Source organism: Halorientalis brevis (assembly GCF_042678165.1).
GTDB classification, from domain to species: Archaea; Halobacteriota; Halobacteria; order Halobacteriales; family Haloarculaceae; genus Halorientalis; species Halorientalis brevis.
Genome location: NZ_JBHUDJ010000003.1, coordinates 51,497 through 73,698 on the forward strand (window position 1 = coordinate 51,497; position 22,202 = coordinate 73,698).

Annotated in this window: 22 protein-coding genes; 13 read left to right on the top strand and 9 right to left on the bottom strand. The window is 66.2% G+C overall.

Features of this window, described 5'->3' with window-relative positions:
- Positions 1-14: 14 nt before the first annotated feature.
- The gene (locus tag ACFR9U_RS07395; RefSeq protein WP_247375985.1) at positions 15-335 is read right to left on the bottom strand and encodes a DUF7518 family protein; all 321 of its coding nucleotides are present in this window, start codon (positions 333-335) and stop codon (positions 15-17) included.
- A gap of 311 nt (positions 336-646) precedes the next feature.
- Here ACFR9U_RS07395 and ACFR9U_RS07400 point away from each other — a divergent pair, with 311 nt between their 5' ends.
- Positions 647-1,252 (top strand): OsmC family protein, encoded by a 606-nt coding sequence (locus ACFR9U_RS07400; protein ID WP_247375983.1) that lies wholly within the window; start codon positions 647-649, stop codon positions 1,250-1,252.
- A gap of 12 nt (positions 1,253-1,264) precedes the next feature.
- Here ACFR9U_RS07400 and ACFR9U_RS07405 read toward each other — a convergent pair whose 3' ends face one another.
- The gene (locus ACFR9U_RS07405) at positions 1,265-1,927 is read right to left on the bottom strand and encodes an RNA ligase partner protein (RefSeq protein WP_247375981.1); all 663 of its coding nucleotides are present in this window, start codon (positions 1,925-1,927) and stop codon (positions 1,265-1,267) included.
- Between the two features lie 139 nt (positions 1,928-2,066).
- Between ACFR9U_RS07405 and ACFR9U_RS07410 the strand changes: the two genes are divergently transcribed.
- The 5 genes from ACFR9U_RS07410 (at position 2,067) to ACFR9U_RS07430 (ending at position 6,767) form a co-directional block, all read left to right on the top strand.
- Positions 2,067-3,494, top strand: a complete 1,428-nt coding sequence (locus tag ACFR9U_RS07410) for an APC family permease (RefSeq protein ID WP_247375978.1) — start codon at positions 2,067-2,069, stop codon at positions 3,492-3,494.
- A complete protein-coding gene (locus tag ACFR9U_RS07415) occupies positions 3,494-4,216 on the top strand; it encodes a universal stress protein (RefSeq protein ID WP_247375977.1) in 723 nt (240 codons plus the stop codon). Before ACFR9U_RS07410 ends, ACFR9U_RS07415 begins: the two co-directional genes overlap by 1 nt.
- Before the next feature lie 64 nt (positions 4,217-4,280).
- Positions 4,281-5,402 carry an RNA ligase gene (locus tag ACFR9U_RS07420; RefSeq protein WP_247375974.1) on the top strand — a complete coding sequence of 374 codons (1,122 nt, stop codon included), beginning with the start codon at positions 4,281-4,283 and terminating at the stop codon, positions 5,400-5,402.
- A 99-nt stretch (positions 5,403-5,501) separates the two neighbouring features.
- Positions 5,502-5,957: a ferritin-like domain-containing protein gene (locus ACFR9U_RS07425; protein ID WP_247375971.1), complete on the top strand. Its 456-nt coding sequence runs from the start codon at positions 5,502-5,504 to the stop codon at positions 5,955-5,957.
- 84 nt (positions 5,958-6,041) lie between these two features.
- On the top strand, positions 6,042-6,767 hold the full coding sequence (locus ACFR9U_RS07430; protein ID WP_247375970.1) for a type 1 glutamine amidotransferase: 726 nt from the start codon (positions 6,042-6,044) through the stop codon (positions 6,765-6,767).
- 10 nt (positions 6,768-6,777) lie between these two features.
- On the opposite strand, the gene ACFR9U_RS07435 is transcribed toward ACFR9U_RS07430, so the two are convergent.
- Positions 6,778-7,056 (bottom strand): DUF6199 family natural product biosynthesis protein, encoded by a 279-nt coding sequence (locus tag ACFR9U_RS07435; RefSeq protein ID WP_247375968.1) that lies wholly within the window; start codon positions 7,054-7,056, stop codon positions 6,778-6,780.
- A 328-nt stretch (positions 7,057-7,384) separates the two neighbouring features.
- Between ACFR9U_RS07435 and gatB the strand changes: the two genes are divergently transcribed.
- The 4 genes from gatB to ACFR9U_RS07455 all read left to right on the top strand — a co-directional run bounded on the left by gatB (position 7,385) and on the right by ACFR9U_RS07455 (position 13,405).
- The gene (gatB, locus tag ACFR9U_RS07440; protein ID WP_247375966.1) at positions 7,385-8,899 is read left to right on the top strand and encodes an Asp-tRNA(Asn)/Glu-tRNA(Gln) amidotransferase subunit GatB; all 1,515 of its coding nucleotides are present in this window, start codon (positions 7,385-7,387) and stop codon (positions 8,897-8,899) included.
- Between the two features lie 279 nt (positions 8,900-9,178).
- Positions 9,179-10,027 (top strand): hypothetical protein, encoded by an 849-nt coding sequence (locus ACFR9U_RS07445; RefSeq protein WP_247375963.1) that lies wholly within the window; start codon positions 9,179-9,181, stop codon positions 10,025-10,027.
- Positions 10,028-10,162: 135 nt separating this feature from the next.
- Positions 10,163-12,652, top strand: a complete 2,490-nt coding sequence (locus ACFR9U_RS07450) for a DNA topoisomerase I (RefSeq protein ID WP_247375962.1) — start codon at positions 10,163-10,165, stop codon at positions 12,650-12,652.
- A 51-nt stretch (positions 12,653-12,703) separates the two neighbouring features.
- Positions 12,704-13,405, top strand: coding sequence for a phosphoglycerol geranylgeranyltransferase (locus ACFR9U_RS07455; RefSeq protein ID WP_247375960.1), 702 nt, complete (start codon positions 12,704-12,706; stop codon positions 13,403-13,405).
- Here ACFR9U_RS07455 and ACFR9U_RS07460 read toward each other — a convergent pair.
- From ACFR9U_RS07460 to ACFR9U_RS07470, 3 genes are all read right to left on the bottom strand, one after another.
- Complete coding sequence (locus tag ACFR9U_RS07460; RefSeq protein WP_247375958.1) at positions 13,402-15,597, bottom strand: universal stress protein; 2,196 nt, start codon at positions 15,595-15,597, stop codon at positions 13,402-13,404. The two genes, ACFR9U_RS07455 and ACFR9U_RS07460, sit on opposite strands and share 4 nt — an antisense overlap.
- 27 nt (positions 15,598-15,624) lie before the next feature.
- Entirely contained in the window at positions 15,625-16,077 is a 453-nt protein-coding gene (locus ACFR9U_RS07465; protein WP_247375955.1) for an NAD-binding protein, read from the bottom strand.
- 185 nt (positions 16,078-16,262) lie between these two features.
- Complete coding sequence (locus ACFR9U_RS07470) at positions 16,263-16,742, bottom strand: Lrp/AsnC family transcriptional regulator (protein WP_247375954.1); 480 nt, start codon at positions 16,740-16,742, stop codon at positions 16,263-16,265.
- 171 nt (positions 16,743-16,913) lie between these two features.
- Here ACFR9U_RS07470 and aspS point away from each other — a divergent pair, with 171 nt between their 5' ends.
- The gene (aspS, locus tag ACFR9U_RS07475; RefSeq protein ID WP_247375952.1) at positions 16,914-18,218 is read left to right on the top strand and encodes an aspartate--tRNA(Asn) ligase; all 1,305 of its coding nucleotides are present in this window, start codon (positions 16,914-16,916) and stop codon (positions 18,216-18,218) included.
- Positions 18,219-18,382: 164 nt separating this feature from the next.
- Here aspS and ACFR9U_RS07480 read toward each other — a convergent pair whose 3' ends face one another.
- Positions 18,383-18,913, bottom strand: coding sequence for a PIN domain-containing protein (locus tag ACFR9U_RS07480; protein ID WP_247375949.1), 531 nt, complete (start codon positions 18,911-18,913; stop codon positions 18,383-18,385).
- The gene (locus ACFR9U_RS07485; RefSeq protein ID WP_247375948.1) at positions 18,910-19,212 is read right to left on the bottom strand and encodes a UPF0175 family protein; all 303 of its coding nucleotides are present in this window, start codon (positions 19,210-19,212) and stop codon (positions 18,910-18,912) included. Before ACFR9U_RS07485 ends, ACFR9U_RS07480 begins: the two co-directional genes overlap by 4 nt.
- Before the next feature lie 112 nt (positions 19,213-19,324).
- Between ACFR9U_RS07485 and ACFR9U_RS07490 the strand changes: the two genes are divergently transcribed.
- Complete coding sequence (locus tag ACFR9U_RS07490) at positions 19,325-19,843, top strand: PH domain-containing protein (RefSeq protein WP_247375946.1); 519 nt, start codon at positions 19,325-19,327, stop codon at positions 19,841-19,843.
- Between the two features lie 37 nt (positions 19,844-19,880).
- Here the strand turns inward: ACFR9U_RS07490 and ACFR9U_RS07495 are convergent, their stop codons facing one another.
- Positions 19,881-21,185 (bottom strand): acyl-CoA thioester hydrolase/BAAT C-terminal domain-containing protein, encoded by a 1,305-nt coding sequence (locus ACFR9U_RS07495; RefSeq protein ID WP_247375942.1) that lies wholly within the window; start codon positions 21,183-21,185, stop codon positions 19,881-19,883.
- Positions 21,186-21,317: 132 nt separating this feature from the next.
- Here ACFR9U_RS07495 and ACFR9U_RS07500 point away from each other — a divergent pair, with 132 nt between their 5' ends.
- Positions 21,318-22,145 carry a pantoate kinase gene (locus ACFR9U_RS07500; protein ID WP_247375940.1) on the top strand — a complete coding sequence of 276 codons (828 nt, stop codon included), beginning with the start codon at positions 21,318-21,320 and terminating at the stop codon, positions 22,143-22,145.
- Positions 22,146-22,202: the final 57 nt, after the last annotated feature.

Sequence of the window (22,202 nt, forward strand, 5' to 3'; positions counted from 1 at the left end):
GTGACCGGAGCCCGTTACGCGATGATGATGTCGCTCGATTCGGACTCCGTCTCGTCCGCATCGTCGGGTGCCTCCGATTTAGTCGTGTCGGCTGGTTCCTCCGTCTCGGCGTCTGCCGTGGTGGTTTCTGCCGTCTGCTCGGGTTCGGGCTGGGTCGCCGAGTCGCCCTCGGCCATGCCTTCGATGGCGTCCAGTCCGCCGGCAGCGTCGACGACGTTCTCCAGTTCGCGGATGCGAACCTTGCACTCGACGAGTTCGTCCGTCAACCCGTCGACCGTCGCCTCCAGTTCTTTGACCCTCGATTCGAGTTCTTCGACTCGATTGCCGCTCGCCATATCAATACAGGTCTTCTCTGCCATCATAAACTTACGTCAGACATTCACATTGTTTCTGATAGGTATCCCGACGGGATTATCACGGCCGACCCGGCGGTCTCGGCGTGGTCGTGTTGTGTCGCCGAACATTCTCCTCACGCGCTGACCCTACCGCCAGCGCGGTCGGGCTTACCGGACCACCAGTGCGCACTCCTGCGATCCCCGGTCGTCTCGGTTGCCACTCAGAACCACCTTCTGCGGGGGTATCCTACCAGATTGGGATATCTGGTGGCCAGTTCATAACTAACCGGTCCGGTGGCCTCCTCTCTTGCATGGGAGCAGAAGTAACCACACCTGAAACCAAACACGGCGTCAACGTCCAAGACCACCTGGAATTCATCGACTGGGTCGCCGAGAACCCCGAAGACGCCATAGTAGAGTTCAGGGCTGCTGGGGTCGCCGAGGACGTCGCGAACCGCACGACAGCCACCATACGCGGTTTCGGACTCGGCGGCGAGGAGATGGCCGAGGACCGCGAGCACACGCTGGAATTCGGTCTCGCGCCGGAACTCGAAGAGGCGATGGGCTACGAGGACACGATGGACCGCTACGAGGCTATCGAGGGCGCGCTCGCGGCGCTGACGGCGTGTGTCAACGGGACAATCGTCTGCAACGCCATCCGCGAGGGCATCGACGTCGAGGACGTCACCACCCACGCCAGTATCCCGACGGACCTGCGAGTGTTCCTCGGCATCCACGACGTAGACAGGGCCGACGAGATGTACGAGGCACCGCGCATCGAGGTCGAGGTGACGGGCGAGAGCCTGAGCGACGAGGACAAAGCGAAGATCGCCGAGTACCCGCAGCGCTCGCCGGTGTACCGCCTCATCACCGACGCACAGCCCAACGATCCCGACGTGACCGTTCACTCGGCCTGAGCACTCGTTTTTTCACCACCCTTCGTGATCCGAGGCGGCCAGATACTCCTCCAGGAGCGTCGGGAAGTCCCGTCCCTTCAGATAGCGCAGGCCGAAGTCTTCGGCCCAGTTGATGATGCCCTGGTCTTCGGTGACGACGCCGGCGTCGAGTTCCCGCGCGAGCACGAGTAGGTCGAAGTCCTCCCGGGAGTCGAGGACGCCCTGGCGGAGCGTCTTCCGGTACTCGTCGCGCAGGTCGGAGATGACGGCGTCGACTTCGGTCATGTACTCGTGTTCCTCGACGTCCTTGGCGCGGGACTCCTCGGCTTTGCGGACGGCCTTTTCGGAGACGCGGAGGCCCCGATCCACGCGATCGGACATCTCGTCGATGAAGCCGTACACGATCTCGGCGGGGATCATCACCTCGAAGCGGGCGGGGTTTTTCTTGATGACCCAGGTGTTCAGTTTCGAGTACACTTCGTCGTCGACGTCGCGGTTTTCGAGCATCAGCCGCAACTCCTCGTAGATCGAGGGCGGCATGTAACAGGAGATGTTGAGCCCGAGTTTCGCCTCCGCGATCAGGTCGAACAGCCGGTTGGCGGCCTCGTTGAGTTCTTCGTCTCCCCGTCGGATCTCTTCGGTGAGGACCGCGGAGGTGTCGATGACGAACCGCTGCTTGAGCGGATGATCGGGCATACTGGGTGCTACGGCCGCCCAGGATGAAATAGGTACCAGCCGTTCGCGCCCGGTGCGTCGCGGAACGGACGGGACGCGGCGTGCCGATCTCGACCTGTCTCCCACACTACTATGAGCACGCCGGGTGCACCCTTTGGCAATGCCCACGAGCCCACCGGACGCGTCGGGGGTCAATCGTGACGGTGAACGGCCGGAAGGGACCGACGGGGTCGTCGAGGCGGAGGCGACCGTCGACGAGGTCTCCGGCGTCGAACTGGAGCGGACGCTCTCGCTCTCCGGTGGGCTCTCGATCGGGATCGGGACGATGATCGGCGCCGGCATCTTCGTGTTTCCGGGGATCGCTGCCGGTCGCGCCGGCCCGGCCGCGGCCCTCTCGTTCGCGATCGGCGCGGTCGTGGCGTTACTGGTCGCGCTCCCCGCCTCCGAACTCGCGACGGCGATGCCCCGGAGCGGCGGGGGCTACTACTTCATCTCCCGCGGGCTCGGGACGCTCGCGGGGACCGTCGTCGGGATCAGCCTCTGGCTCGGCCTGGTGTTCGCGTCCGCGTTCTACCTCGTCGGTTTCGGCAGTTACGCCGCGGCGGTGCTGTCGGAACTCGGGCTCTCGCTCGGGTTCGACCCCGTGCTCGCGTTCGGCCTCGCGTTCGGCGTCTTTCTCACGGCCCTCTCGATGACCGGGACCGAGAACGCCGCGAAGCTCCAGAACGGCGTCGTCGGCCTCCTTCTGGTGATCCTGACGGTGTTCCTCTCCTACGGCGGCCTCGACGCGCTCGGCGTCTTCGGCGGTCGCCAGACGCCCGAGACGTTCATGCCGTTCGGGACGATGCCGGTGTTCACGACGGCCGCGCTCGTCTTTACGTCGTATCTGGGCTTCGCACAGGTCGCGACCGTCGCCGGCGAGATCAAAGACCCCGGCCGAAACCTGCCGCTGGCGATGGTCGGGTCGGTGCTCGTCGTCGGCGTCTTCTACGTCCTGACGATCTTCGTCGCGACGAGCGCGTTCCCCAGCGAGCAGTTGGCCGGCTTCGGCGAGACGGCGATGGTCGAAGTGGCCCGGTCGTTCGTCGGGCCGCTCGGCGCAGTTGCGATCCTCGTCGCCGGCCTGCTGGCGACGGTGTCGTCCGCGAACGCGTCGATTCTCAGTTCTTCCCGGGCGCTGTTCGCGCTCTCGCGTGACGCGCTCTTTCCCAAGCGCGCCGGCGTCGTCAACCTCCGATACGGAACGCCGCACGTCGCGCTCCTGCTAGCGGGCGTGCCGGTGATCCTGCTGGTCGCGAGCGGTGCCGTCGAGGTGCTGGCCGAGGTCGCGTCGTTCCTCCATCTGGTCATGTACGGACTGCTCTGCGTCGCGCTGCTGGCGCTGCGCCGCGACGAACCCGACTGGTACGACCCGACCTTTCGCGTCCCGGGGTACCCGGTCGTGCCCGTCCTGGGTGCGCTCGCGAGTTTCGCGCTCATCGGCTTCATGCAGGTCCTCTCGCAGGTCGTCGGTCTGGCGCTGATGGTCGCGGCGGCCGGGTGGTATTATTACTATGCCCGCGACGTCTCTCTCAAAGGTGAGATCTGATGGTCCGCGCACTCGTCCCCGTCGAAGTCCTCGAAGGTGAGACGGTCCCGCCGGGCGTTCTGGACCTGCTCGGGGCCGCCGAGGTGGTCGTCCTCGGCTATCACGTCATCCCAGAGCAGACGACGCCCAACCAGGCGCGACTGTCCTTCGAGGAGCAGGGGGCCGCCAAACTCGACGCCATCGCGGAGGCGTTCGCGGACGCCGGTGCGACGGTCGAGACGAGGCTCGTGTTCACGCACGACGAGGCCCAGACGTTCGATCGCGTCGCCGGCGAGACCGAGGCGGACCTCATCGTCCACCTCAACCCGGCGATGGCGGCCGACGATCTGCTCGTCGCGCTCCACGGCGCCGTCGCCGCCGAACGGATCGGTACCGTCGTCGCGGACCTCCTCAGCACCACGGACACGACGATCCACCTGCTGGAGGTGGCCGGGCCGGACGCCGACACGCTGAACCTGCTGGACCGCGCCGAGCGAGCGTTGGACGACGCGGAGATCGATCCAGCCCGGATCAGGACCGATCGCGTCCAGTCTGACAGCCCGGTGCAGGCGATCGCCGAGGCGGCGCGTGACGTGGACGCCATCGCGCTCGGCGAACGCGCGCCCGACTGGCGGGAACTCGTCTTCGGCGACTTCGAGGAACGCGTCGCCGAGGCGGCGCTGGGTGCCGTCCTGGTCGTCCGTCCCGATCCTGCGGGGACTGCCGACGGCGACGAGGCGTGACGTCGGTCCCGGGCGCTGGGAACGGGGTCGTGCTTTCTTGTCCCGTCGCGCCGTTGCCCCTGTCATGGAGTACCACGAGCGCCTCGGACTTTCGGCGTCGCGGTTCGCGGAGTTACGCGAGCACTTCGAGACTCGCACCTTTCGCGGCCGGGAGTACGAGTACCTCCCCGACTACCGGAGCGACCTCAATCGTGGCGTCGTCCTCATGGAAGACACCGTCGTCGACGGGTTCCCGAAAGTCCCGCGCACGCTCGTCGTCGAGGAGGGCGTGCCCCGCCACTTCGAGGACGAGATCGCGATCGAGGAGAAACTCGACGGGTTCAACGTTCGGGTCGCTCGCGTCGCCGGCGACCCCGCAGCGGAACCGCTGGCGTTCACGCGCAGCGGCATCGTCTGTCCGTTCACGACCTACAAAGCCAGAGAGTTACTGCCCGTCGAGTCGTTCTTCGCCGACCATCCGGATCTGATGCTCTGTGGTGAGATGGTCGGGCCGGAGAACCCCTATACGACCCACGACTACTCCGGCGTCGAGTCGCTCGCCTTCCGCGTGTTCGACGTCCGCGAGCGCGAGACCGGCGAGTCGGTCCCCGTCCCGGAGCGCCGCGACCTCTGTGAGCAGTACGACATCCCGCAGGTTCCGTTCCACGGCGTCTACGTGCCCGAGGAGGCGGTCGAGACCCTGCCAGCGCTCGTCGATGACCTCGACGACGCCGGCGGCGAGGGCGTCGTGATGAAGTCACTCGACGTGACCCAGCAGCTCAAGTACACCACGTCGGCGGCGAACCAGGACGACCTCGCGTACGCTTTCTCGCTGCCGTTCGACTACGGCCAACCGTTCATGTTCCGGCGGATCATCCGCGAGGCGTTCCAGTCGGTCGAGTTCGCCGAGGACGAGCAGGAGCGTCGCGATCGCGCACACGACCTCGGGGAGTCCGTTCTGTCGCCGATGATCGAGACGATCGAACGGATCGACGACGGAGAGACCGTCGGGGAGGAACACACAGTACGGGCGCCGCCACGGGTCGTCGAGCAGTTGTTCGACCACTTCGACGACATGGGACTGAAACTCGACGTCGTCGAGGACCGACGCGAAGACGGCGACCGCGTCGTGACCTTTCGGAAGATCACCCAGTCGACGAACGACAAAATCAGGGCGTATCTCGACGGCCAGATCGTCACGGAGTGAGCGGTCGACCCTAGCTGGGACTCATCGACCGGCCAATCGTGACACGACGTCTCACGTTCGGCAGAAAACCCATTGTCTCGGAACGCGTACACTCAGGCGATGTCTTCTGACCGCGTCATCGAAATCCTCGAAAAGGCGTACATCGACGAGATGGAGACCGTGATGAACTACCAGACGAACGCGATCGTGCTCGACGGCGTGCGCGCCGAAGAGATCAAGGAGAGTCTGCAGCAGGACATTCAGGAAGAGTTGAATCACGCCAATCAGCTCGGACAGCGACTCAAGCAACTCGACGCTCGGCCGCCCGGTTCCGCGGAGTTCTCGTCCCGGCAGGACTCGCTCCAGCCGCCCGAGGACTCGACGGACGTCATCTCGGTGATTCGGGGCGTCCTCGACGCCGAAGAGGACGCCATCGAGACGTACCGCAACCTCGTCGACGCCGCGGAGGACGCGAACGATCCCGTGACCGAGGACCTCGCCGTCACCATCCTCGCGGACGAAGAGGCACACCGAACCGAGTTCCGCGGGTTCGAGAAGGAATACCAGAACGAGTAACTGGCCCCACACGACAGTCGTCGTCACACGACTCGATCCGGGCCGACCACATAGTATTTCATAGTTGTGTGCCTAGCATACAATATGGTCGGCAAACTCGCGTTGCTCGACGCATCTCTCGGTGACACGCCGGCGGAGCGGAACTTCCGGCGGGAGTTCGACGTAGAACTAGACGTGTTCAAGGTGAGCGAGGGGGCGTTTCCGGACGTTTCGGCCGCCGGTGGCTACAGGGATTTTCCGTACGACGGCGCTGTCATCTCGGGCTCGCAGACCTCCGTCTACTGGGACGAGCCGTGGATCGACGACGTCGAAGGCTGGGTGCAGGACGCCGTCGACTGTGGCGTGCCAGTCCTGGGCGTCTGCTGGGGGCACCAGCTTCTGGCTGCCGCACTCGGCGGAACAGTGTCGGCCATGGACGACTACGAACTCGGCTACCGGACGGTTCGCCAGTGTGCCGACTCCGACCTGTTCGCGGGAATCAGTGAGGAGTTCGTCGCGTTCGAGACCCACTCGGACGTGGTGTCCGAGCTCCCGCCCGGGGCGACCAGACTCGCCGAGAACGACTGTTGCGTCCAGGCGTTCCGCGTTAGGAACGCCGTCGGCGTCCAGTTCCACCCCGAGTACGACAGAGACACCGCCCGCTGGGTGACTGAGAACAAACGCGGGGAGGTCGACGACGAGCGCGTCGACGCCGTGCTCTCGGCCGCGACTGCGTCCCGCCACGCCGAGACGGCACAGGTCACCCGCCTCTTCGAGAACTTCCAGCGGTTCGCCCGTGACCGCGCGTCCCTGTCGCCAGAGCACCAGTAGTCCGACCTGTTCAGTCCTGCTCGCGGCCTGCGTCGTCCTCCTCGACGCCTGCGTTGCGCTCGAACAGCAGGCCCGTGATTCCGGCGGCGATCATGCCGACGCCGGCCGCCCGGACGCTTCTGACGTACCAGTCCTTCGGTTCGAGGGCACCGACGTTCTCGACGCCCGCTCCCCACAGTTTGAATTTCACGTCGATGCTCCGTTCGGGCGCAATCGCGGCCAGCAGACCCTGCACGACGAGCCACCCGTAGCCGACGCGGCGAAGTCGATCAGTGAGCACGGCTGCCATACGACGTGGACGAGTATCAAACACGGGGCGTGGCTGTTCGACGACGCCCATTCTTTTCGATGGGGGTGAGAACGGTTGAATCCGTGGGGAGACGGGGGGATTCGGGGAACGCTCCTGGCCGTCGAAGAGAGTGGGACTGCCGCGGGAGCGCCTCCAGTACGAACCAGACGAGTCACGGGGGAATGATTTTCTCTGCTATGTATGGGCTTTTAAGTAACCGATGCGGCAGATCCGCTCACTGTTGCGAGGCGGTCGCCGTCGGCGGGTCTGACCGTACCGTCCGTGTCGGGTCGTTAGTCTTTAGCCGGCGGGTCGCAAACTCCGGGTAATGACTGCACAGGCTGCCGAAACGGGGGATCTCGTCGCCGTCATCGGACTGGAGGTACACGTCCAGCTCGAGACGGCGACGAAGATCTTCTGTGGCTGTTCGACCGAGCAGGCAGCGGAGCCGAACACCCACACCTGCCCGGTCTGTCTCGGGCTGCCCGGCGCGCTCCCGGTGCTCAACGAGGGCGCCGTCGAGGCCGCCGTCAAGGTCGGGAAAGCCATCGACGCCGAGATCCCCGAAGAGACGACGTTCCACCGGAAGAACTACTACTACCCGGACCTGCCGAAGAACTTCCAGATCACCCAGTACGACGCGCCCATCTGCCAGGACGGGACCCTGGAGTTCGCCGTCGCGGGCGATCGTCGACAGGTGACGATCCGTCGCGCGCACCTCGAAGAGGACCCGGGGAGCATCCGCCACGTCCGCGAGGGGACCGAGGACATCGAGACGCGGACCTGCTCCATCGAGCGCGCCGACTACACGCTCGTCGACTACAACCGCGCCGGCACGCCGCTGATGGAGATCGTCACGGAACCGGACTTCCGCGACCCCAGCGAGGTGCGCGCGTTCCTCGAAAAGCTCGAAGAGGTGCTGGAGTACCTGGGCATCTTCGACCCGACGCGCGACGGGTCGCTCCGGATCGACGCCAACCTCTCGATGGTGCCCGCCGAGGAGGTCGCCGACGACGGCTCCATCGACGATGCGGTCCTCGAAGACGCTAACCGCACGGAGGTCAAGAACATCTCCAGCCACAAGGGCGCCGAGAAGGCGCTGGCCTTCGAGAAGTCCCGCCAGAAGAAGCTCATCGAGTCCGGTCGCGCCGTCGAGCAGGAGACCCGCCACTTCAACGAGACGCACGGCAACACGGTCTCGATGCGCTCGAAAGAGGAGGAGAAGGACTACCGCTACTTCCGCGAGGCGGACCTGCCGGCGCTGCAGGTGTCGGACTGGAAGGAGACGATCCCCATCCCGGAACTCCCGGACGCCCGCCGCGAGCGCTTCCGCGAGGAGTACGGCCTGAGCGAGGAGGCGGCCTCGAAGCTCACCTCCACGAAGCAGGTCGCGGACTTCTTCGAGGACGTCGCGGGCGAGTACGACCCGGACCTGGCGGCCACGTGGGTCGCGGACAACCTCCTCGGCGAGCTGAACTACCGCGACATGGAGATCACGGCGATCGCGGACCGCCTCGACGAGGTCATGCGCCTGGTCGAACTCGTCGCCACCGACGAGATCACCGCGAAGAACGCCCGCGAGACGGTCCTGCGCTCGATGCTCGACGACGGCGCTGACCCCGATACCATCGTCGACCAGGAGGGACTGGGTAAGACCGACGAGGACGAGGTGGCGGCGGCCGTCACCGAAGCGATCGAGGAGAACCCCGACGCCGTCGAGGACTACTACGACGGCGAGGGCGGGGCGATCAACTTCCTCGTCGGCCAGGTGATGCAGAAGACCGGCGGGAGTGCAGATCCCGGCGACGTCAATCAATTGCTGCGAGCGGAACTGGACGACTAACTCGCGCGCGGGATGCGAGACACGACCGGGACGTGTCTCGGCAAACGAGGACGGCGTCAGCCGTGAGCGACGACAGGAACGAGCGGCTTTTTCGCCCACGTTTTTGCACGAGCGGTTCGCGAGGAACGTGAGCGAACCCGAGTGGAAAAAGGTGGTCGTGGACCAGCTGTTGCGAGCGGAACTGGACGAGTAGCCACTGTCGCGGGTCGCTTCTGAGAATCGGTTTCGGTCTGTTCGATGAGCGAATTTTATACTCTCAACTGTTGATAGCTCCTGGCAATGGGGGCAGACGGTCGCGTCTCTCGGGGGGCGATAGTCAGGACGCTGGTGAGCCTGCTCGCGGTCGCGGCCTACGTCGGGACCGGCTACGTCACCTATCGCGCGTACTCGATCCTCCAGGACGCGCCGCCGTTGACGACGGACCCCCTGGAGCTACTCAATTTGCCGACGGAAGCGATCGTCGGACCGGCCTTTCTCGTGGCTGCTGTCCTGGCCGGTCATTTCGCGAGCGGCCTCCTCTGTCTCGCGGTGAGCGTCGGCGGGCGGACCTCGTTGCCGCTCGTCCCGCGTCCGTCCTTCTCGGCTGCGGAGCGCAGTAATCTTCGCTTCGCCGGCGGCGTGTTCGCGGGGATTTCCCTCCTCGCCGGCGGGTTCGCGGCCGCGCCGCTCGTCGTCAGTCTCGAACTCGCCGGGTTACTCGGAGTGGTCGGCGTGGTCGTCCTCCTCGTGTTGTACGTGCTCGGGGCCGGTTACGTCGTGTCGGTGCTCGTCCCGCCGCTGTCCTCGATGGGGGTCTTCGCTGCAGCGCTGAGTGCCCTGCCGGGGGTACTCGTCGTGGACTTCGCCGTCCGCTGGCTCCTCACTGCGCCGGTCCTGCAGACGACGGCGGTGGCACTGGTCGTCGATCTGGTCGTCCTCGTGGTCGCACTCGTGGCGCTCTCGGCGACGCAGCCCGCGATCAGGGAGGCCACGCGCGAGTGGATCGTGTTTCTGGTGGCAGTGTACCTGGTCGTCGCGAGTTGGTCGCTGGCGGGCGTCTTCGCCCCCGCGCTCCCGACGCTCTTTGCGATACTGGCGGTCGTCGCGCTCGTGCCGCTGCTGGTGGCCGTTCGGGGGTACGCTGGGTAGTCGAGCGCGCCCGCGGGGGCGCCCTGCGCGGGCGCGCATCCGCGCAGTACGGCGGTTTTCGCCGGCGAAACCTTTAGAAACTGGGTCCGCCTACGAACTGGCAATGACCACCCGCGTACCGGGAGGTGGGCCGCCGTGGAGTTGATCATCACCGAGAAGGACAACGCCGCGCGGCGCATCGCCGAGATTCTGAGCGAAGGGAGCGCCGAGGCCGAGCGACGCAACGGCGTCAACGTCTATCGCTGGGGCGACAAGCGCGTCGTCGGGCTCTCCGGCCACGTCGTCGGCGTCGACTTTCCCCCCGAGTACAACGACTGGCGCGACGTCCAGCCCGTCGAACTCATCGACGCGGACATCACGAAATCGCCCACGAAGGAAAACATCGTCCAGACGCTGCGTGAACTCTCGCGCCGGGCCGACGAGGCGGTCATCGCGACCGACTACGACCGCGAGGGCGAACTCATCGGGAAGGAGGCCTACGAGATCATCGACGACGAGACGGACGTCCCGATCAAGCGCGTCCGTTTCTCCTCGATCACCGAACGCGAGGTTCGCGACGCGTTCGCCAATCCCGACGATCTGGACTTCGACCTCGCCGCCGCGGGGGAGGCCCGGCAAGTCATCGACCTCATCTGGGGCGCGGCGCTGACGCGCTTCCTCTCGCTGTCTGCGCGTCAGCTCGGTGACGACTTCATCTCCGTCGGGCGCGTCCAGTCGCCGACGCTGAAGCTCATCGTCGACCGCGAGCGCGAGATCGAAGCGTTCGATCCCGAGGACTACTGGGAGCTGTTCGCCGACCTCCTGAAGGACGGGGACGGCTTCGAAGCCCAGTACTTCTACGACGACGACGGTAGCGAGGCCGAGCGCGTCTGGGACGAGGAGGCTGCCAACGAGGCGTTCGAGCGGCTGCAGGAAGCGTCCGCCGCGACGGTCACGCAGGTCCGTCGCCGGACGCGCACTGACAACCCGCCGGACCCGTTCAACACGACGGCCTTCATCAGCGCCGCCGGCTCGCTGGGGTATTCGGCCCAGCGCGCGATGTCCATCGCCGAGGAGCTGTACACCGCCGGCTACATGACCTATCCGCGGACGGACAACACGGTGTACCCCGACGATCTCGATCCCGAGGAACTCCTGGACGCGTTCACCGGGACGACGTTCGACGAGGAGGCGGCGTCCCTGCTCGAACAGGACGATATCGAACCCACGGAGGGCGACGACGAGACGACCGACCACCCGCCGATCCATCCGACGGGCGAACTCCCGAACCGGAGCGAACTCGACGAGGACGAGTGGGAGATCTTCGAACTCGTCGTTCGGCGCTTCTTCGCGACCGTCGCGGAGCCAGCGACCTGGGAACACCTGCGCGTCGTCGCAGAGGCCAACGACTGCCAGCTGAAGGCAAACGGCAAGCGTCTGGTCGAACCCGGGTACCACGACGTGTATCCCTACTCCAGCGCCAGCGAGAACCACGTCCCCGACGTCGAGGAGGGCGAGGACCTAGTCATCGACGACGTCGAACTCGAAGCCAAGCAGACCCAGCCGCCGCGGCGCTACGGCCAGTCGCGACTCATCGAGAAGATGGAGTCGCTGGGCCTGGGGACGAAGGCGACGCGTCACAACACTATCGAGAAACTGTACGACCGAGGCTACATCGAGCAGGATCCGCCGCGGCCGACGACGCTCGCGAAAGCCGTCGTCGAGGCCGCCGAAGAGTTCGCGGACCTCATCGTCAGCGAGGAGATGACGGCCGAACTGGAGGAAGACATGGCCGCGATCGCCAGCGGCGAGGCGACGCTTGACGACGTGACCGACGAGTCCCGTGAGATGTTAGAGAAGGTGTTCGACGCGCTCCACGAGTCGCGCGAGGAAGTGGGCGACCACCTCCAGGAGTCACTGAAGGCCGACCGGACGCTCGGTCCGTGTCCGGAGTGCGGCGAAGACCTGCTCATCAGGAAGAGCCGGCACGGCTCGCACTTCGTGGGCTGTGACGGCTTCCCCGATTGCCGGTACACGCTGCCGCTGCCGAGCAAGGGCGAACCGACGGTCATCGACGAGAAATGCGAGGAGCACGACCTCAAACACGTCAAACTGCTCGCCGGGCGGGACACGTTCACCCACGGCTGCCCGCAGTGCCGGGCCGACGAGGCAGACGAGAGCGAGGACGAGGTCATCGGTGACTGCCCGGAGTGCGGCGAGGAGGATGGCGGCGAACTCGCCATCAAGCAACTCCGCAGCGGGTCGCGCCTCGTCGGCTGCACGCGCTATCCGGACTGCGAGTACTCGCTGCCGCTGCCGCGCCGGGGCGACATCGAGATCGAAGACGAGCGGTGTGCGGAACACGACCTGCCGGAACTGACGGTGCACAACGGCGACGAGCCGTGGGAACTGGGCTGTCCGATCTGCAACTACGAGGAGTACCAGGCGCGCCAGTCGGTGGACGACCTCGTGGACCTCGACGGACTGGGCGAACGGACCGCAGAGAAACTGGCCGACGTGGAAGTCGAGACGCTGCAGGACCTCCAGCGGGTCGACGCCGACGAGGTAGCGACTGACGTCCAGGGCGTCAGCGCAGACCAGATCCGCGAGTGGCAGGCCCAACTCGGCGCGGAAGCGGCGGACTGAGGGGCAGTGTCGTTTCCGAAGTGTTTTCACTGTCGGTAGGAATCACCGCGTATGAGCGGCCCCTGGACGGAGTGGGACCACCTGTTGAAGGTGGACCCGGACAAGACCCTGGTCGACGGCGAGACCTTCGAGGACGTCTGTCAGACCGGGACCGACGCGATCGCCGTCGGTGGGACGACCGGTATGACCGAGGAGAAAATGGCCACCGTCGTCGAGGCCTGCGGCAAGTACGACGTCGATCTCTACATCGAGCCGAGCCACTCGAACGCCGTGGTGCACGACGACTCGCTCGACGGCTATCTCATTCCGATCGTGTTCAACGCCGGCGACATCTCCTGGGTGACCGGCGCACACAAGGAGTGGGCGCGACTCGACGACGACATCGACTGGGCGCGGACCTTCACCGAAGGCTACATCGTCCTCAACCCGGACTCGTCGGTGGCGGAGTACACGCAGGCCGACTGCGACCTGGACGCCGAAGAGGTCGCGGCCTACGCCGAGGTCGCCGAGCAGATGTTCGGGCAGGACATCGTCTACATCGAGTACTCCGGGATGCTCGGCGACCCCGAGAAGGTCGCTGCGGCACAGAACGAACTCGACGACGCGACGCTGTTCTACGGCGGCGGCATCCACGACTACGATTCGGCCCACCAGATGGCCCAGGACGCCGACGTGGTGGTCGTCGGCGACCTCGTCCACGACGAGGGCGTCGACGCCGTTCGCAGGACGGTCGAGGGCGCGAAAGACGCCTAGAACGCGACGCGCTCGAACAGCCGACCGATCAGACCGGACTGGTTCTCACGTTTGGGGCGGACGATCACGGTTGGTGACTCGACGGCGTCGAGCAGTCGCTCTCGGCGGCGGGCGGTCGTCGGCGAGCCGCTCGTTTGAACGACGACCAGGTCGGCACTGTCGGCGCACGACGCCAGGTCGGCCGGACTCTGGCTCTCGACGACGCGCGAATCCACGGGTCCGTCACACAGCTCACACAACTTCTCGTGATACGTCCGAACCGCGGTTCGTTGTTCGTCCGTCGCATCTGCAGGGATCCCCTGAATCAGTGCGAGGCTGGCACCCGTCGCGCTCGCGAGCGCGTCGGCGAGTTCGACCTTGACCGGTTCGAAAGGCCCCTCGTCGGTGACGAGTGCGACCTCGCCGTCGGCGGTCACGTCGTCGGCGTCTACGAGCAGGACGTCACAGGGCGTGTGCTGGAGCATCCAGTCGGTGTCGCTGCCAAACAGCCGGGACCAGAGACCGCGCGAGGCCTCGCCGACCACGAGCAGGTCCGCGTCGTGGTGGTCGGCGAAGTTGACGACCGCGTGTCGGGGGTCGTGGCTGACGATCTCGCCGTATTCGACGGGGACCGATGTCGCCGCGGCGACGGATTCCATGCGGTTCTCGAACGCCTCGTCGCTGGGCGATTGCATGTCCGTCACGGAAGCCAGCGGTAACTGCTGGGGAACCTCATCGAACCGGACGACCGTGACGCTCCCGTCTCGTTGCGCAGCGACGTCAGTCGCGAGTCCCGTGAGTGCTGCTTCCTGTTTCCGGCAGGTCTCCTCGGTGACGGCGACGAGGACGTCGTACTCCGGACTCGCCTCGAACGTCGAGCGGGTCCGTTCGACGGCGCGCTTGCCGATCCGCCGGCGCAGTGCGTCGCGAGCGACGCCTTCCCGGCGCACGCGCGGTCGCACGTACCCGAGGTACCAGAGCGTGCTGCCGCCGATGATGAAGACTGCGCCAACCACGGGCAGCCAGCCCATCTGCGTGAGCAAGACGACTCCGCCGACGATGCCGAACGCCTGCGTCCAGGGGTACAGCGGGTCGGTGAAGTCTGGGTCGTATCCGTCGACACCGCTTTCCCGGAATGCGACCAGCGCGACGTTGACCAGGATGAACACCAGAATCTGGAATGCACTGCCGAGCTTGGCGATCTCCATGATCGGGACGCCGACGATGAGCAGGATCGTGACGATACCGGTCAGCGTGATCGCGACTGTCGGCGTGTCGAACCGGTCGCTGACGTGCGCGAGCCGCGGCGGGGCGAGCTCGTCGCGGCTCATCGCGAAGGGATACCGCGACGAGGACAGGATGCCCGCGTTCGCCGTGCTGACGAGCGCCAGCACCGCCGCGACGACGACCGCGATGACGCCCGGTTCGGCGAGCGTGAGTTGTGCTACGTCGGCGATCGGCGTCGCAGACCCCGCGAGGTCCAGCGACGGCGTGACGCCGACCAGGACGAACACGACCAGCACGTAGAGCAGCGTGGTGAACGCCAGCGACCCGAGCATTCCCAGCGGGATGTTCCGGCTGGGGTTTTCGATCTCCTCGGCGACGCTGGCGACCTTGGTCACGCCGGCGTAGGAGACGAACACGAACCCCGCAGCAGCCAGGAGGCCGCCGGTTCCATTGGCGTAGAACCCGTCGAAGCCCGCGCTCTCGACGGTCCCCACCGACCCGGCGAGGAACCACCCCATCGCAGCGAGCATGATCGCCACGATGGCGACCTGCATCCGCCCGGTCTGTTTCGCACCGAACAGATTGATGGCGACGAGGGCGCTGGCGAGGCCGACGGCGACGGGCAACACGGGTAGATCGAGCAGCAAGACGATGTACGGCGCGCCACCGACCAGGGCGAGCGCCCCTTTGAACGTCAGCGAGAACCAGGTTCCGACGCCCGCGATCGTCCCGAGGAGCGGCCCCATACTGCGTTCGATGTAGACGTACGTGCCGCCCGCTTCCGGCATGGCTGTCGCCATCTCGGCTTTGCTCAGTGCGGCAGGCAGCACGATCAGTGCGGCCAGGAAGTACGCGAGGACGACGGCTGGGCCCGCTAATTTCAGCGCCAGAGCCGGGAGGATGAAGATGCCGCTGCCGACCATGGCGCCGACGCTGATCGCGAACACCGATGCAAGTCCGAGGTCGCGTTCGAGTTCTTTTGGCATATGTGAGAGAAAGCGGGAGCCGCCTCGTCAGGCATCGACCGCCGAGAGCGCGAGTTCTTCGCGCACGATCCCGGCGAGCCACGACTGCGTATCGAGAAGTCGAATTCCGGTACCTTCGAAGGCATCTACGTGTGCCGGTTCGGTGACGGTGGCGAACACGTCCTCGACGTTACAACAGACGCGGAGCAACTGTGCAGTCAGCAGTGTCGATCGGTTGGAATCGAAGACCACGACTGCTGCGTCGGCGTGTTCGGTCACGGGACAGAGGCTACCGGCATCGGTCTCGTCGACGCAACCGGCGTCGAGGCCGGCGTTCGTCGCTTGCCGAACTAACTGCTGGTCACTGCTGGCGTATCGGACCGTTGTGGTTTCGTCGAGGTGGACCGCGAGTGCTTTGGCTGCCCTCCTACCGACGACCACGACGGTCGGGCTGTCTCCCGAACAACCGAGGGACGGACGGCCTTTTTTTACGAGCGTCATTGGTTGGTCCTGTACGATACACCCGCCGCTATCGGACGGGCCTCACGTCCGGTGGCAGGGGTTTTCGTCCGCTACGTGATCGCTAGTCGATGCTGATTCCGCATAAAACAACCGGTTATTTTGTTGGAACCGCAGAATTTCTACATTTCTCGCGTGATCCGACGTTCGTTTTCGACAGCGTCTCGTCACTCGTTCGGGGCGAATCCCTCGTAGGGATGGACGTACTCGTTCCGGATGAGGTCCTCGTCGAGGACGTCGAGGCCGAGCGCGTCGAGTTCGCGACCGATGCGACTGAGATCGTCGCCGTCGCGGCCGACCACTTCGACGTGAACGTTCTCACTCCCAGTCATCACCTCCCGGACCGCGACGACGCCCTCGATGTCGAGCGCCGCTCTGGACAACTCCTCTCTGTCGGGAATCTCGGCGTTGCAGATGATGAGCGTGTGTAACTGGAACCCGGTCCGTTCGTAATCGACGTCGAGATAGTAGCCGTTGATGACGCCCGCGTCCTCCAACCGATTGATGCGGTTGCGAACGGTGCTGGCGGCGACGTCCATCTCTTCGGCGATGGTGCTCGCCGAGGTGTTGCGGGCGTCGTGCTGCAGTCGGTAGATGATGTGCCGGTCGAGCTCGTCCAGTTCGATGGTGTCGTCGCGGTCGCTCATAGCGGGCCAACTGCGTACCCATTAAAAAGTGTACCGTCGCGACCGGCCGGTCCCCGTTGCTGTGCCCGGGGTCGGCACTGATCGCCCGGGCGCAGACGCCGGTTCGTCCAGGGCTGCTGACACCGATGGCAAACGACTGTGCTTAAGTCCCGGGCATCAATACCTGGCTCCATGGACGACCGCACCTACACAGCGGATGCCGAGCCAGGTGACCACGTCACGGTCGCCGGCTGGGTCCACGAGATTCGCGACCTCGGGGGGATCGCTTTCATCATCATTCGAGACACGACCGGCAAGATCCAGGTCAAGTTCGAGAAAGACGAGATGGACGACGACCTCGTCGACACAGGATTAAGCGTCCACCGCGAGAGCGTGGTCGCCGTCACCGGCGAAGTCGACGAAGAAGAGCGCGCTCCGACGGGCGTCGAGATCGTCCCCGAGTCGATCGACGTCGTCGCCGAGGCCGACCCGGAACTGCCGCTCGACCCCTCCGGAAAGGTCGACGCAGAACTCCCGACGCGCCTGGACAACCGGACGCTCGACCTCCGCAAGGACGAGGTCAAGGCCATCTTCGAGATCCGCGCCGAGGCGCTGCGCGCAGTCCGCGAGAAGTTCCGCGAACTCGGCAGCACCGAGATCAACACGCCGAAGATCGTCGCCACGGGGACCGAGGGCGGAACGGAGCTGTTCCCGATCACGTACTTCGGTCAGGAAGCGTTCATGAACCAGAGCCCGCAGCTGTTCAAGCAGCTGATGGTCGGCTCCGGCCTGGAGCGCGTCTTCGAGATCGGCCCGATCTTCCGCGCCGAGGAACACAACACGCCGCGCCACCTCAACGAGGCGACCTCCATCGACTTCGAGTCGGCCTTCTACGACCACACCGAGGCGATGGACGCCTGCGAGGCCGTCGTGAAAGCCGCCTACGAGGGCGTCGCCGAGAACTGCCAGGAGCAGCTCGAAGCCCTGGACCTGCAGGACGAGTTCGAGCCGCCGGAGGGCGACTTCCCGCGCATCAGCTACGAGGACGCCATCGAGCGCATCAACGCGACGGGCGAACTCGACGAGCCGCTCGTGTTCGGCGACGACCTCTCGACGGAGGCCGAACACGCGCTCGGCCAGGACGTCGGCGAGCACTACTTCATCACCGACTGGCCCAGCGAGATCAAGCCGTTCTACATCAAGGACCACGACGACGACGAGGAGATCTCGACGGGCTTCGACATGATGCACCCGTCGATGGAACTGGTCTCGGGCGGCCAGCGTGAACACCGCTACGACCGCCTGGTCGAAGGCTTCGAACAGCAGGGCCTCGACCCCGAGGCGTTCGAGTACTACACGAAGATGTTCAAGTACGGCATGCCGCCCCACGCCGGCTGGGGCCTCGGTGGCGAGCGCCTCATCATGACGATGCTCGGGCTGGGCAACATCCGTGAAGCCGTTCTGTTCCCGCGGGATCGCCAACGTCTGAGTCCCTGACGAAGACGTTGGGAGCTAACGAGACGAGCGAAGCGAGTCTCGTCAGACCGGCAGCGTCTGAGCCCATAGGGCGACCGTCGGACAGGAAGGCCGATCGCACGATTACGAAGAGGATTTTCTTTCGCCGGACCGAGACTGAGAGTATGGCGTCCAGCGGTGAGAACTTAGTCGGTCGCGCCGACGGCCTGTTCGCGCAACTCGCCGGTGAGGTGGAGGCCGTGGCTGTCGATGCGACGGACGATGCGCTTTGCCTGACTGGTCGTGAGGTACTTATCGTCCGTGGCGGCCCGGACGACGACGCCGAAGGTCCCGGTCACGGTCGCGCCGAACCCCTCCGCGACGGTCCGGAGCCGGCGATCGTCCGACACCAGTCCAGCCGCTGGCTCCGCGTCAGGCTCGTCGCGTCCCTCGTCGGTCGCTTCGAGGATGCCCTCGACGACGCGCACGTCGCTCGTGGGCGCTTCGGCGCCGAGCACGCTCATCGCCTGGTCGGTCCACTCCGTCTCGACCGTCTCGGTGACGGCCGGCTTCTCGTCGAGGAACCGGTCTAAGTTCGTGCGCGAGGGGTCCGTCGTCACCTCCGCGCGGACGGCGTCCGGGACGACGACTGTGCCTTCGAAGGCATCCAGGAGTTCGAGCTCACCGACCTGCCCCAGGCCTACGAGTGCCGTCGCGTCGACGTAGATGCGCGTCATAGCTCCTGGGCGTTGTCGGCGTCGCGCCGGAGGTCGGCGGCGCTCAGTTGCGTGGTGAGGTTGCGTTCTCGGGCCACGTCCAGCCACTCGGCCACCGAGAGGCCGGCGAGTCGGGCGGCCTCGTTGACGGCGACGTCGCCCTGCTGGTAGCGGCCGACGGCTTCCCGAATCCGTAACTCCTGCAGTCCCTCCTCCAGCGCCTTCCTGATCGTCGTGCTCCGGTCGTCTTCGAGCAGGTCGGCGACCGTCTCCAGTTCCTCGAGTTCCGCCTCGGAGAGGCGCGCGCTGATGGTCGGCATGTTTGCAGGATATTAAGCCGCATACATTGAACGTGTCGGCTGTTTCGAGACGCGTCGCGGATCGCCGAACCGGGAGCGAGGCGTTTTTTGCACTCGCTGTTCCAGCGTACCTATGGTCGAGCGACCGGGCTGGGCGTCACTGGAGGCGGAGGAGACGATCCAGTGGACCGGCCGACCAGTCGTCTACCCCGCGCTCTCGACGGTCGCGAAAGCGCTCGCCGTGGCTGCGATCGGACTCGGCGTCTGGCTCGCCGGCGAAGGGTACGTCGCGGTCGGGCCGTCGATGCCGGCGAGTGCTCCTGCGACGCTCATTGGATCCCTCCTCGCGGGGATCGGCGTGATGGGTGCCGTCACACCGCTGCTCGGCTGGGCCGGCGTCGGGTACCTGGTGACTGACGAGGCGGTGTACCGGAAACGCGGCCTCCTCTTCGGCTCTGTCGAGTCCTGTAACACCGACCGCGTCCGAAGCGTGACGGTAGCTCAGCCGATGCCCGGTGATCTGTTCTCGTACGGACGCGTGCACCTGGCGTCGCCGGACGGCGAGTTCGTCTTGCGGCACGTCTCCGACCCGGCGGACGTCGCGGCGACGATCTCGGCGCAGTGCGACGGCGCGTCACCACCGACGAACTGACCCATCCTGTGGTCGCGGAACGTTCCACAACTGCTCGTCACTGTGCTGCGTCGAGCCCAGTTCGGAGCGTCTCGAGCATGGCGTTCCAGGCCTGCTCGTCGGCGCTAGCGTAGCCGGCCGGCGTTCCGCCCATGTCGAGTCCGAGCGAGCGGCCCGGGAACCGCATCGGTCGGGTGGCTCGCTCGCTCGTGGGATGGAAGGGCACCTTGACGTCGTGGCCGGCGCCCGGTAACTGGAGGTGGGTGTAGTCGTGGGGATACTCGTGGGCGTCCAGCCTGGCCATCGCCCGCGTGGCGAGTCGGTCGGCCGGCCAGACCCGGTCGTCGTCGCCGGTGACCAGCAGGATCGGCCCGCCGGTCTCCTCGATCGGGATCGTCGCGGCCGCGAGTCGGGCCGCCGGTGCCGCGTCGAGTCCGCGCTCGAACAGCGGCCGCACGGAGAGCGGCCGACCGCGGAGCCAGCGGAGTGCCGCCCGCGTTCTGAACCCCGGCGGCTGCTCCAGCGGAACGTATGGGTGCCCCTCACCGTTCACGGTCCAGGCACTGCCGGGATCACCGGTCAGCGCGTTCCCCTGGAACACGACGGTACTGGGGACGTAGGCGACGACCGTCTGGACGGGGTCACGTCGCGCGCCCGTCAGCAGCGCGAGTTCGCCGCCGCGTGACCAGCCGACGACGCCCAGCGGCAGGTCCCGCACGCGCTCGTCGGCGACCAGCCAGTCGACGGCGCGGTCGACGTACTCCAGCGGGAGACCCAATAGGTTTCGCGGGCGACTCGACACGCCGAAGTACGCCAGCGCGAGGACGGCGAACCCACGCGAGGCCAGCAGCGACGCCGCCCGCCGCGAGGGGAAGCCGCCGCTCGATCCGCCGAGCAGGAGAACGCCCGGATGCGGGCCGTCGCCCGGCGGCTGGTACAATTCGGCGACGAGTTCCGGATCGGCGACGGACTCGCTGGTGACGCCGTCAGCGGCGAACCGACGCTCGACCGTGGCCGTTGCGACGACGGTGCCTTCGAGGGCAGCGGTGATGGAGACGTTCCCGTCGGTCTTCGTCCGGTTCGCGGCGGTCGGCCGGTCGCCGGTGCGGCGTGCGGCCCAGACCAGCCCCATCGCGTCGGCCCGGTCGTAGGTCCCGTCGAGCGGCGTCTGTTCGTCCAGGTCGGTGCGCCCCTCGTCGTCGGTCCTGACGACGGCGCGGGACTCCCAGACGGCGCCGTCGAGCGGCATCCGCGCCCGAACGGTCACGCGACGGTTCGGGGGGAATCCCGCCAGTCGAACGGTGAATCGCTCGTCGACGAGCGGCGTGGTAGGGTCGACGACGAGACGGGACGGCCGAGCCATTACCCGAGGTGTCACGCGCGACGTAGAAAAGTGCTGGCGGACGTGGCTCGCAGCGTTCGGCTGCGACGTTGATCGCCCGCGCCTGTCGGCGGGACAACAACCATTTATCCGACAGGCGATAGAGTGCACGATATGACTGAAGTGGCGGCGTTCGTTCCGGGTCACGTAACTGGCTTTTTCACGATCCACCGGGACGACGATCCGACGAAGACCGGGTCGCGCGGCGGTGGACTGGCGCTCTCCGACGGTGTGACGGTCACCGTCCGCCCCGCCGAGGAGACGTCCGTTCGCCTCAACGACGTGCCGATCGAGATGGACGCCGTCGAGACCGTCCTCTCGACGCTCCAGGCGACCGCCCGCGTCGACGCCGAGACGCCGCTGCCCGTCGGCTCCGGGTTCGGCGTCTCGGGCGGCATGGCGCTCGGGACTGCGCTGGCAGCCAACCAGGCGTTCGACCGCCGCCTCTCGGAGAACGAACTGCTTACCATCGCTCACGGCGCGGAGGTCCAGGCCGACACCGGACTCGGCGACGTGGTCGCACAGGCCCGCGGCGGCGTCCCGATCAGGCTCGAACCCGGCGGCCCACAGGACAACCTGCTCGACGGCATCCCCGCCCGCCCGCGCATCGAGTATCACACGCTCGGTGAACTCTCGACCGAGGACGTCATCTCCGGTGACACGGACCTCCTCACGCAGGCCGGCAAGCGGAGCCTCTCGCGAGTCGTCAAGGAGCCGACGATGGACTCGTTCATGCGCGCCTCCCGGCAGTTCGCTCGCGAGGCCGAGCTGTTGACCCCCGAAATCAGGGACGTCATCCTCGACGTAACCGAAGCCGACGGCCAGGCCTCGATGGCGATGCTGGGCAAGACCGTGTTCGCGCTCGGCACGGGTCTGTCCGACGCCGGCTACGACCCCGTGGTCTGTGAAATCGACGCGGCCGGTGCGCGCCTCGACAGGTAAGCAACCTCTCATATCGCTTAACGTTCACCACGTTTAACATGCGAAGGTAGCCTATCG